This is a genomic window from Kribbella sancticallisti, from assembly GCF_039530625.1.
Classification (GTDB): Bacteria; Actinomycetota; Actinomycetes; order Propionibacteriales; family Kribbellaceae; genus Kribbella; species Kribbella sancticallisti.
In genome coordinates this window covers 105,395-115,882 of sequence record NZ_BAAAOS010000056.1, presented here as the reverse complement: position 1 = coordinate 115,882, position 10,488 = coordinate 105,395, and the positions used below count along the sequence as shown (strand labels likewise).

Genomic DNA, 10,488 nt, shown 5'->3' with positions numbered 1-10,488 from the left:
ACATCCAGTCCCGCAGCCGCTCCTTCTCGTGGGTCAGGTTGCGCAGGTCGGTCTCGGCGTACTCGAACTCCGGCGACCAGAACAACGCGTCGAACGGACACGCCTCGATGCAGATCCCGCAGTACATGCACAGCGAGAAGTCGATCGCGAACCGGTCCAGCACGTTCCGGCTGCGCTCGCGGGCCTGCTCACCGACCGACGGCGCGGTCTCGGTGTGCGAGTCGATGTAGATGCACCAACTCGGGCACTCCCGCGCGCAGAGCATGCAGGAGGTGCAGTTCTCCTCCATCAGGGCGATCACACCCCGCGTCCGCGGCGGCAGTTCCGGCTGGACATCCGGGTACTGCTCGGTGACGGAGCGGCGCCCCAGCGTCTTAGCGGTGACCTTCAGGCCATCGATCAGACCCTTACCAGGTACGGCCACGCCTCCTCCTCCGTCAGTCGTCTTCTGCACGCTGACATTAGTCGCTTTCGCCCGCTCCCGCCGTCAGGAGCCCTCAGAGTCCCCGCTCGAGGCGAGCAGCGACCTCCCGGTAGCGGCTCACCGGGATCAGATGCACTCCTTGGAATGCCCCACTGTCACGAATCTTCAGAACCTGCTCACAGGCCGCCTCGACGCCGGCATCGCGATCCCGCGCGACCGCCTCGATCAAAGCTTCGGGGATGGTCAGCTGAGGCAGAGAGCCCAGGTTCGCGGCCATCTTGGCGCTCGCGAGCACCATCACCCCGGCGTACACGGGGATGTCCAGTACTACGCTCTCCCGCCAGCGCAGCAACTCCTCCACGTCATAGCTGACCTGCACGAACAGGAAGTCGGCCTCCGCCTTCCACCTCGGCACCGGCCGCAGGCGGGTCGCCGCGCCTACCTGGAACGGCGCTATCCCGGCGAATGAGGTTGCGCGGGCCTCCTCGATCATCGTCCGCACGGTCAGCTGGCTCGTCCGGGCGCCGGCTGTCGGGTTGTCGCCGTGGACGAAGAGGAACTGCTCCACCCCGTACGCCGCCGCCGTCAGCAGGTCGCGCCGGAAGCCGAGCAGGTTCCGGTCCCGGGAGTTCAGGCAGGCAATCCCCCGCGCACCCATCGCCTGCACCTCGTTCGCCACCGCGACGCTGGACACGGTCGCCCGGCCGATGTGGTTGTCCGGGATCAGGAAGGCGTCCGCGATCGGGCTCATCACCCCGATCTGATGCCGCACCTTCTTCAGATCCGGCCGCGTCGGCGGCTCCACCTCACACACCACTTCGAACATCCTCCGACCCTACCGGCGCAGTACCGTCGGGAGATGCAGGCCGAGGACGGCTGACGTCAGTTGGTGAGAGGGCCCAGGGCTGCTTGTTGCTGTTCTAGGAAGGTGCGTTCGGGGGTGTTTTCGGTGAGGGTGGCGGCTGTCTTGTAGGCGGTGGAGGCTTCGGCTGGGCGGTTGAGGCGTTTAAGGAGTTCGGCGCGGATGGCGTGGAAGAGGTAGTAGCTGCCTAGGTCCAGGTCGTCGACGAGGGCCAGGGCGGTGGCAGGGCCGTTGAGCTCGGCTACGGCGACCGCGCGGTTGAGGGCTATGACCGGGCTTGGGTTCAGGGCCAGCAGGTGGCCGTAGAGCTGGACGATCTGGCGCCAGTCCGTGTCGGCCGCGGTCGGCGCGTCGCTGTGTACCGCGTTGATCGCGGCCTGGAGCTGGTACGGACCCGGCTGGTCGCGGCGTAGGCAGCGGCGTACTAGGTCTTGGCCCTCGGTGACGAGCGCCTGGTCCCACAGCGTCCGGTCCTGGTCGGGCAGCAGGACAAGCGAGCCGTCTGGAGCCACTCGTGCCGGGCGGCGGGACTCCTGCAGGAGCATGAGGGCGAGTAGGCCGACCGCCTCCGGCTCGTCCGGCATCAGGTCGACCAGGAGCCGGCCCAGGCGGATCGCCTCCTGGCAGAGCTCGGTGCGGATCAACTCGTCGCCGGACGACGCGGCGTACCCCTCGTTGAAGATCAGGTACACGACCGCCAGTACTCCGCGCACCCGCTCGGGCAGGTCCGCCTCGTACGGCACGCGGTACGGGATGCCGGCGGCGCGGATCTTCGCCTTCGCCCGGACGATCCGCTGCGCCATCGTGGGCTCGGGGACCAGGAAGGCACGGGCGATCTCGGTGGTGGTGAGACCGCCGATCAGCCGCAGCGTCAGCGCGACCCGCACGTTGAGCGCCAGGGCCGGGTGGCAGCAGGTGAAGAGCAGCCGCAGCCTGTCGTCGCGCACGACACCCTCCTCCACTGGTTCGTCCTGGGCCTGCAGCAGTGCGGCCTGGGCGTGCTTGTCCTCCCGCGAGGACTCACGCCGGAGCCGGTCGATCGCGCGGTTCCGGGCGGTGGTGATGATCCAGCCGGCCGGGCTGGGTGGCAGCCCGGCCGCCGGCCACTTCTCCACCGCCGCCGCGAACGCCTCCTGGACCGCGTCCTCCGCGATGTCCAGATCCCCGAACACCCGCGTCAGTACTGCGACCGCCCGCCCGTGCTCGTCCCGGAACACCGCCGCCACCTGCTCGACCGACACGGCCGCATCTTCAGTGGGCAAAGGGCCGCACTTCGATCGCGAGCGGGCTGAGGATCTCCGCCAGCCGGCGGGACCAGGTGAGCGCTTCGTCCAGGTCCTCCACCTGGATGACGGTGAAACCGCCGAGGTGTTCCTTGCCCTCGGTGTACGGACCGTCGGTGACCAGCACCTCATCACCCTTCGACTGCAGCACGGTCGCCGTGTTCGGTGGATGCAGACCGGCGGCGAAGACCCACGCACCGGCCTCCCGGAGGTCGTCGTTGAAGGCGGCCAGGTTCTTCATGATCGGTTCCAGCACCTCGGGCTCAGGAGCGGGTCCGTCGGGCTGGTAGATGCTGAGCAAGTACTGCTTCACGGGTCCTCCTCGGGTTCATCTACCCACTACACGAGCAGCCTCAGCCCGGATCGACAGGCAGTCTCACGATAATCACCAATCCGCCGCCTTCGCGTGGTTCGGCCCGTACCGATCCGCCGTGCGCCAGCGCCACCGACTGCACGATCGACAACCCCAGCCCGGCGCCCTTCGACCCCACCACCCGATCCTCGCCCAGCCGGTGGAACGGCTTGAACAACCCCTCCACCTCGTACGGCGGAACGCTCGCGCCCGTGTTCGTCACCTCGACCTCCACGTGCTCCCCCACGGTCCGGCTGATCACCCGGACCCACCCGCCGGCTCCGACGTTGTGGCGGATGCCGTTCTCCACCAGGTTGTGGACGAGGCGTTCGAGCAGGAGGGCGTCGCCCTGGGTCGGGGCGTCAGCAGGCTGCCTGACCAGTTCGACTCCACTGTCCGAGGCCTCGGTGGTCAGCTGGGCGACCACGTGGGTGATCACGTCGGCGAGGTTCACGGGATAGGCGGTGATCTCCTTCTCGGAGTCCGCCAGCAGGAGCAGCCCGGTGATCAGTTGCTCGTGGCGTGAGTTGATCTCGAGCAGGGTCTCGCCGAGTTGCTTCACGTCGTCCGAGGCGGTTCTGCGGTGCATGGCGACTTCCACCAGCGCGCGGCCGAGGGTGAGCGGAGTACGGAGTTCGTGGGAGGCGTTGGCGACGAAGCGGCGCTGGCCGTCGAACGAATGGTCCAGACGCTCGACCATCGTGTCGAAGGCGTCGGCGAGGTTCTTCACCTCGTCGTCGGGGCCGCGGAGGGCGATCCGCTCGTGCAGACCCCGTCCTGCGGCCGGGGCGGCGGCGATCCGGCGGGCCGTGTCGGTGACGCGGTGCAGCGGGGCAAGCACACGGCCGGCGACCAGCCAGCCGAAGCCGGCTGCAAGACCGCCGACGATCACCAGCGCGATGCTGCCCTGCACGAGCAGCGACTTGGTCGCCGCCGCCCGCACCTGAGCCTGCTGCTCCCGCATCACCCGCTCGGCGTCAGGCCCGGTCAGCACGTCGCCGTCGCTGTTGAGCACGTAGAGCTCCTTCGGCAGCTTCACCCCCTCCGGAACAGGACTGGGAGAGGCTCCGGGAGTTTGGGGCGCACCGGCGGTCGGGGAGCTGAGGAAGGTGCCGCGCACGATCACGCGGCCGCCGGTGAGCTGCTCGTTGAACAGCACGTACGTGACGCCGAGCAGCAGCACGCCGGCGATCATGAACAGGCCGCCGTAGATCAGCGTCAGGCGGGCCCGCAGAGTCAACTGGCGGGTGGACAGCTTGGCCGGCAGCTTCACGGGATTCGGTACCCCACTCCGGTGACGGTCTCCACCACGGCCGGTTCGCCGAGTTTGCGGCGCAGCTTGAGGATCGTCAGCCGGACCGCGCCGGTGAACGGATCCACGTGCTCGTCCCACGCCTTCTCCAGCAACTGCTCGGCCGACACCGTCGCGCCGTTGGCCCGCAACAGCTCAGCCAGTACTGCGAACTCCTTCTTCGCCAGCGGCACGTACCGCCCGTCCCGGAACACCTCGTGCCGCGCGGGATCCAGCGTCAGCCCGGCGCGTCGCAGTACGGGGGGATCGGCGGGGCGGCTGCGGCGGCCGAGCGCCAGTACGCGGGCGGCCAACTCGGCGAAGGCGAACGGCTTGGTCAGATAGTCGTCGGCGCCGAGTCCGAGCCCGTCGACGCGATCGGTCACGGACGCCGCGGCCGTCAGCATCAGCACCCGGGTGTCGGACCCGGACGCCACCAACTGCCGGCACACCTCGTCCCCGTGCACGACGGGGAGATCGCGGTCGAGCACCAGTACGTCGTACTCGTTGACCGCGAGCCGTTCCAGCGCGGCGGAACCGTCCGGCGCGACGTCGACAGCGTGCGTCGCGTCCCGCAACCACTCCGCGATCGCTGCCGCCAGCAACGGTTCGTCCTCGGCCACCAGCACCCGCATCGCCACGCCATCCTTCCCCGTCCGGACCATCCATCATCCCCGACCGGTTGTTTCCTCCGTGTTGGCTCGACGGGAAACAGCGGGGAAACGTCCACGGGTCTTGTCTTGAGCCGAACCACCGGCGATCACAAGGAGACGACGTGAAGCGAACGACAACCCTCGGCACCCTGGCGCTCATCCTCGGGCTGGCACTGACCGGCTGCGGGTCCGGTGACGAGGGGAACCAGGTCGCCTCCGGCGGCGGCGCGCAGCCGACGACCGGCACCAGCAGCAACCCGGCCGAAGGGCTCAGCCGGGACGAGAAGGGCGTGAAATTCGCCCAGTGCCTGCGGGAGCAGGGCATCAACGTGCCCGACCCCGAACCAGGCAAGGGCCCGATGATCAAGCTCGACCCGAGCAGCGGGATCACCAAGGAGAAGATGGACCAGGCGATGGAGGCCTGCAAGGAGTTCAGCCCGCAGGGCGAGGGCACCCAGGCCAATCCGCAGCAGGAGGAGAACGGTCGCAAGTACGCCGTCTGCATGCGGGAGAACGGCGTGGAGAAGTTCCCGGACCCGAAGCCGGGCCAGCGCGGGATCATGATCGACGGCTCGGTCGGGAACGACCCTGACTTCCAGAAGGCCCAAGAGGTCTGCCAGCCCGTCCTGGCGGGTAAGTGATGGCAAGAAGAACCCTGCTGACGGCGGTCGCAGTACTGGCTGTGGGTGGTGCGCTCACCGCCGCGCTACTGACTCGGAGCGACAGCAGCCAGGCTGCCGATGAGACACCTGCCGCACTGACCAACACGGCCAAAGTGACTCGGCAGACGCTCAAGGACACGGAGACGGCTGACGGTGAGCTTGCCTACGGCACCACCACCACAGCGACCAACCGGGCCGCCGGGACGGTCACCTGGCTCCCCGACAGCGGCCAACAGATCAGCCGGGGGCAAACGCTCTACCAGGTGAACAACCTGCCAACCACCTTGCTGTACGGCGCTGTGCCGGCGTACAGGCGGCTCGCGGAGGACAGTGAAGGGCCGGACGTCCTGCAGCTCGAGCAGAACCTCAAGGCCTTGGGGTACACGGGTCTCACAGTCGACGACGAGTACACGTCCGCCACGGCCGAGGCGGTTGAGGAGTGGCAGGAGGACCGCGGGCTGGAGGAGACCGGCGTGGTCGAGCTCGGCCAAGTCGTGTTCGCGCCCGCGGCGGTGCGGGTGGACAGCCTGCAGGCACAAGTGTCCGATCCTGTCGCGCCGGGACAGAAGTTGCTCGGTTACACCGGGACCACGAAGGCGGTGACGGTGGAGTTGGAGGCGGCGGACCAGCGGCTGGCGAAGGAGAACGCGGCGGTGTCGGTGACCCTGCCGGACAACACGACCGTCGCGGGCAAGGTCGACGAGGTGTCGACGGTCATCATTCCGGCCGCCTCGCCGGACCAGGATCCGGAGACGAAGATCGAGGTGATCGTCGCCTTGGGCAACCAGAAGGCGGCGGCCTCGTACGCGTTGGCTTCCGTCGACGTCACCTTCACGGCGACCGAGCGGAAGAACGTGTTGACCGTGCCGGTGGGCGCGTTGCTGGCGCTGCAGGAAGGCGGGTTCGGTGTCGAGATCGCCGACGGCACGACCACGCGGTACGTGCCGGTGAAGACAGGGCTGTTCGCGGGCGGCCGGGTCGAGATCAGTGGTGCCGGGATCACCGAGGGCCTGAGCGTGGGGGTGCCGAAGTGATCGAACTGACCGACGTGACGAAGGTGTACTCCGGCGGGGTCGCCGCGCTGGCCGGGGTCTCGCTGCGGGTCGACGCGGGAGAGTTGGTCGCGATCGTCGGGCCGTCCGGATCGGGCAAGTCGACGATGCTGAATGTGCTGGGCACGCTGGACCGGCCGACCTCGGGGCAGGTCCACATCGACCGGTACGACGTGGCGACGCTGTCGGACGCGGGGTTGTCCGCGCTCCGGGCGAGCCGGATCGGGTTCGTGTTCCAGCAGTTTCATCTCGCGTCCGGAGTACGGGCGGTGGAAAACGTCGCGGACGGTCTGCTGTACTCCGGTCTGCGGCGCGCCCAGCGTCGTCGGCGGGCGGCGTCGGCGTTGGAGAAGGTGGGGCTGGGGCACCGGCTGGATCACGAGCCGCACGAACTCTCCGGCGGCGAACGCCAACGCGTCGCTGTAGCGCGCGCAGTTGCCGGGGAGCCGGCTCTCCTGCTGGCGGACGAGCCGACCGGCGCTCTGGACTCGGCCTCAGGCGCGGGTGTGATGCAACTACTCCGTGATTTGAACGCCGGCGGGACGACGGTCGTCATCATCACCCACGACCGGGACATCGCCGCCTCCCTCCCCCGCCAGGTCCACATGCGCGACGGCCGAATCATCGCGGAGGTGCGCTGATGAAGGAACAGAACGCGGAAGAGCCGGAGGCGGCTGGGCGGCGCGGGCGGGAACTGCGCCCCGCGCGGATGGGGGCTCGGGATGTGGTGCGGGTCGGGGCGGTGGGGTTGCGGACCCGGCCGTTGCGAGCGTTCTTGTCCGCCCTGGGAATTGCGATCGGAATCGCGGCGATGGTGGCGGTGGTCGGCATCTCCTCATCCTCACGGGCCGAGCTGAACGAGACACTCGATGCCTTGGGCACCAATCTGCTGACGGTCGCACCGGGGACCCGGTTGACCGGCGAACAAGCGCAACTGCCGCTCACCGCGGAGGCGATGGTGCGGCGGATCGGGCCGGTCGAGGCGCTGTCCGCGATCGGGCGGGTCGACGACGCGTCGGTCTACCGCAGCGACAAGATCCCGGCCGTCCAGACCAACGGCATCGTCCCGTACGCCGCACGCACCGACCTGCTCGCCACCATCGGCGCGACGGTCCGCAGCGGCAGGTGGCTCGACGCGGCGACCGGCTCTTACCCCGCCACCGTGCTGGGTTCGGCGGCTGCCGAGCGGCTCGGGATCACCAGGTCCGGACCGGACACCAAGGTGCTCATCGGCGACGAGTGGTTCACCGTGCTCGGCATCCTCGCGCCGTCCGCACTCGCACCGGAACTGGACAGCGCCGCCCTGATCGGCTGGCCCGCCGCCGACTCCACGCTCGGCTTCGACGGACACGCGACCAAGATCTACACCCGCTCGTCCGACGCTCAGGTGGAGTCGGTCCGCGACGTACTCGGCGCCACGGCGAACCCCGAAGCACCGAACGAGGTCGAGGTCTCCCGACCCTCCGACGCGCTCGCGGCGAAGCAGGCGGCAGGTGAGGCGTTCACCGGCCTGCTGCTCGGACTCGGCGCGGTCGCTTTGCTCGTGGGTGGTGTCGGCGTCGCCAACATCATGGTGATCTCGGTGCTCGAACGCCGTGCGGAGATCGGCCTGCGACGATCCCTCGGAGCCACCCGAGGACAGGTCCGGACGCAGTTCCTGACCGAGTCGTTGCTGCTGTCGGCCTTGGGTGGTGCGGGCGGCGCGTTCCTCGGCAGCGGAGTCACCGCCGCCTACTCGTCGTACCAGGGTTGGCTGACGGTCATCCCGCTCTGGTCGCTGGTGGGCGGGGTCGCGGCGACTCTGGTGATCGGCGGACTGGCCGGTCTCTACCCGGCGATCCGCGCGTCCAAGCTGTCTCCGACCGAGGCGTTGGCGACGCCCTAGTAAGAGAAGTCTCAGTAGAAGACGACGACCCCGATGCCGGTGAGCGCGAGCTGGAGCAGCGCCACCGGCACGAGGCCCTGCCAGGCGAGCTTCTGCAGTTGGTCGGCGCGCAACCGGGGGAAGGCGACCCGGACCCAGATGACCAGCAGCGAGACCGCGGCGATCTTCAGGATGGTCCAGATCCAGCCGATGCTGTCCGGACCCGGCCCGCTCCAGCCACCGAGGAACAGCACTGCTGTGAGTCCGGCGAGCACCACGATCCCGGCGTACTCGGCGAGGAGGAACATGGCGAACCGCAAGCCCGTGTACTCGGTGTAGGGCCCGAAGATCACCTCCGAGTCAGCGACCGGCATGTCGAAGGGTGGCCGTTGGAGCTCGGCGAGTCCGGCGATGAAGAAGACGACCATGCCGGGCAACTGCCAGAGCAACCACCACGGGTTCCAGGCGTCGGCGATGCCCGTCAGGCTCAAGCTGCCGGCCGCCACCGCGACGCTCGCCGCGGACAGTACGAACGGGAGCTCGTAGCTCATCAGCTGCGCCGCGACCCGGAGACCGCCGAGCAGGCTGTACTTGTTGCCGCTGGCCCAGCCCGCCATCAGCGAGCCGAGCACGCCGACGCTCATCACCGCGAGCACGAAGAACAGGCCCGAGTCGAAGTCGGCCCCGACGATGCCGGGCGCGAGCGGGATCGCGGCCATCGCCGCCATGTACGGCAGGATCGCGACGATCGGGGCCCACTCGAAGACGCGCTTGTCCGCGGCCGCCGGGGTCACGCTCTCCTTCTGGACGAACTTCACCCCGTCCGCGACCAGTTGCGCCCAGCCGTGGAAGGCCCCGGCGTACATCGGGCCGAGCCGCGACTGCATGTGCGCCATCACCTTGTGCTCGGCCTGACCGACCAGCAAGGGAGTCACCAGGAACGCGACCAGCACGCCGACGACCCGCACCACGAACTCGAGCATGACGGCACCCTATCGACTCCGGCTTGACCTGAACCATTGTTGAGGTCCCAGGGTGTGGAGAAACACCGATCCAAGGAGATGTTGTCGATGACCACGATCCTCGTCACCGGAGCGACCGGCCGCGTCGGGCGCCACGTAGTACAGGGCTTGCTGGCGGCGGGGGTGACCGTACGGGCGCTGGTCCGGAATCCACCGCAGGCCGGGCTGCCGCCAGAGGTCGAGATCGCCCAGGGCGACATCTACGACCCGGCCGCAGTGTCGCGAGCCGCCGCGCAGGTCGACGCCGTCTTCCTTCTCTGGCCGTCGTTCAGCGCGGAAGGCGCAGAACCGATGGTGTCCGCGTTGACCAAGCAAGTGTCGCGCGTGGTCTACCTCTCGGCGATGAATGTGCAAGACGACCAACCGGCCGCCGCGAACGGAGTGTGGGGTGAACTGGAGGACCTGCTGTCCGGAACGGACTGGACGTTCCTGCGCGCGGGCGGCTTCGCGGTCAACACGCAGGAGTGGGCAGACCAGATCCGCACCGGCGAGGTGGTCCGGGTCCCCTCACCGGAAGCCGGGCGCTCGCTGATCCACGAACGCGACCTCGCCGCAGTCGCAGTACTGGCGCTGCTGGACGACAAGCACGTCGGCCAGAAGTACGTACTGACCGGCCCGGAGACGCTGACGCAGACGGAACAGATCGCGATCCTCGCCGATGCCATCGGCAAGCCCCTGCGGATCGAGGAAGTCCCCGCCGCCGAGGCCCGCCAAGCAATGCTCGCCTTCGGCGCCGACCCAATCCTTGCCGACAGCTCGGTCGCCTACTGGGCCTCCCTGGTGGACAACCCCGAGCCAGTAACCACCACGGTCCCCACCCTGCTCGGCCGCCCCGCCCTCACCTACCGCGACTGGGCCAAGGAGCACGCCGCCGAGTTCCGCGCACCGACCGACTGAGAATGGCCTCGCGGAGTTGATATCGCGCGATATCAGAACGGAAGGAGGATCTGATGAGTGATGTGTTGATCCGTGACGTCCCCGACGAGGTGCTCGCGGCCATCACCGGGCAGCGGTTGGAGCGAC

Annotated in this window: 11 protein-coding genes and 1 pseudogene; 5 read left to right on the top strand and 7 right to left on the bottom strand. The window is 68.7% G+C overall.

What is annotated here, in order from left to right:
• Positions 1-73: 73 nt before the first annotated feature.
• From ABD255_RS35315 to ABD255_RS35290, 6 genes and pseudogenes are all read right to left on the bottom strand, one after another.
• Positions 74-289, bottom strand: a pseudogene (locus ABD255_RS35315) (4Fe-4S binding protein); the annotation flags it as partial.
• Between the two features lie 208 nt (positions 290-497).
• Positions 498-1,250: a methylenetetrahydrofolate reductase gene (locus ABD255_RS35310; RefSeq protein WP_344221139.1), complete on the bottom strand. Its 753-nt coding sequence runs from the start codon at positions 1,248-1,250 to the stop codon at positions 498-500.
• A 56-nt stretch (positions 1,251-1,306) separates the two neighbouring features.
• Complete coding sequence (locus ABD255_RS35305) at positions 1,307-2,527, bottom strand: RNA polymerase sigma factor (protein ID WP_344221138.1); 1,221 nt, start codon at positions 2,525-2,527, stop codon at positions 1,307-1,309.
• 10 nt (positions 2,528-2,537) lie between these two features.
• The gene (locus tag ABD255_RS35300) at positions 2,538-2,882 is read right to left on the bottom strand and encodes a YciI family protein (RefSeq protein ID WP_344221137.1); all 345 of its coding nucleotides are present in this window, start codon (positions 2,880-2,882) and stop codon (positions 2,538-2,540) included.
• Between the two features lie 40 nt (positions 2,883-2,922).
• Positions 2,923-4,194, bottom strand: a complete 1,272-nt coding sequence (locus tag ABD255_RS35295) for a sensor histidine kinase (RefSeq protein ID WP_344221136.1) — start codon at positions 4,192-4,194, stop codon at positions 2,923-2,925.
• Positions 4,191-4,847 carry a response regulator transcription factor gene (locus ABD255_RS35290; protein ID WP_344221459.1) on the bottom strand — a complete coding sequence of 219 codons (657 nt, stop codon included), beginning with the start codon at positions 4,845-4,847 and terminating at the stop codon, positions 4,191-4,193. The genes ABD255_RS35295 and ABD255_RS35290 overlap by 4 nt, the downstream gene beginning before the upstream one ends.
• Before the next feature lie 140 nt (positions 4,848-4,987).
• On the opposite strand from ABD255_RS35290, the gene ABD255_RS35285 reads away from it, so the two are divergent.
• From ABD255_RS35285 to ABD255_RS35270, 4 genes are read left to right on the top strand one after another with little or no spacing between them, the layout of a single operon-like run.
• Positions 4,988-5,506 (top strand): hypothetical protein, encoded by a 519-nt coding sequence (locus ABD255_RS35285; protein WP_344221135.1) that lies wholly within the window; start codon positions 4,988-4,990, stop codon positions 5,504-5,506.
• Complete coding sequence (locus tag ABD255_RS35280; protein WP_344221134.1) at positions 5,506-6,561, top strand: peptidoglycan-binding protein; 1,056 nt, start codon at positions 5,506-5,508, stop codon at positions 6,559-6,561. Before ABD255_RS35285 ends, ABD255_RS35280 begins: the two co-directional genes overlap by 1 nt.
• Complete coding sequence (locus tag ABD255_RS35275) at positions 6,558-7,220, top strand: ABC transporter ATP-binding protein (protein ID WP_344221133.1); 663 nt, start codon at positions 6,558-6,560, stop codon at positions 7,218-7,220. Before ABD255_RS35280 ends, ABD255_RS35275 begins: the two co-directional genes overlap by 4 nt.
• Positions 7,220-8,464: an ABC transporter permease gene (locus ABD255_RS35270; RefSeq protein ID WP_344221132.1), complete on the top strand. Its 1,245-nt coding sequence runs from the start codon at positions 7,220-7,222 to the stop codon at positions 8,462-8,464. Before ABD255_RS35275 ends, ABD255_RS35270 begins: the two co-directional genes overlap by 1 nt.
• A gap of 11 nt (positions 8,465-8,475) precedes the next feature.
• On the opposite strand, the gene ABD255_RS35265 is transcribed toward ABD255_RS35270, so the two are convergent.
• Positions 8,476-9,426, bottom strand: coding sequence for a complex I subunit 1/NuoH family protein (locus ABD255_RS35265; protein ID WP_344221131.1), 951 nt, complete (start codon positions 9,424-9,426; stop codon positions 8,476-8,478).
• An 87-nt stretch (positions 9,427-9,513) separates the two neighbouring features.
• On the opposite strand from ABD255_RS35265, the gene ABD255_RS35260 reads away from it, so the two are divergent.
• Positions 9,514-10,362, top strand: coding sequence for an NAD(P)H-binding protein (locus tag ABD255_RS35260; RefSeq protein WP_344221130.1), 849 nt, complete (start codon positions 9,514-9,516; stop codon positions 10,360-10,362).
• Positions 10,363-10,488: the final 126 nt, after the last annotated feature.

What these genes read in the sequence shown, in the direction of transcription:
- ABD255_RS35310 (WP_344221139.1), bottom strand. Translation starts at nt 1,250, where the DNA reads ATGTTCGAAGTGGTGTGTGAGGTGGAGCCGCCGACGCGGCCGGATCTG.
- ABD255_RS35290 (WP_344221459.1), bottom strand. Translation starts at nt 4,847, where the DNA reads ATGCGGGTGCTGGTGGCCGAGGACGAACCGTTGCTGGCGGCAGCGATC.
- ABD255_RS35280 (WP_344221134.1), top strand. Translation starts at nt 5,506, where the DNA reads ATGGCAAGAAGAACCCTGCTGACGGCGGTCGCAGTACTGGCTGTGGGT.
- ABD255_RS35270 (WP_344221132.1), top strand. Translation starts at nt 7,220, where the DNA reads ATGAAGGAACAGAACGCGGAAGAGCCGGAGGCGGCTGGGCGGCGCGGG.
- ABD255_RS35265 (WP_344221131.1), bottom strand. Translation starts at nt 9,426, where the DNA reads ATGCTCGAGTTCGTGGTGCGGGTCGTCGGCGTGCTGGTCGCGTTCCTG.
- ABD255_RS35260 (WP_344221130.1), top strand. Translation starts at nt 9,514, where the DNA reads ATGACCACGATCCTCGTCACCGGAGCGACCGGCCGCGTCGGGCGCCAC.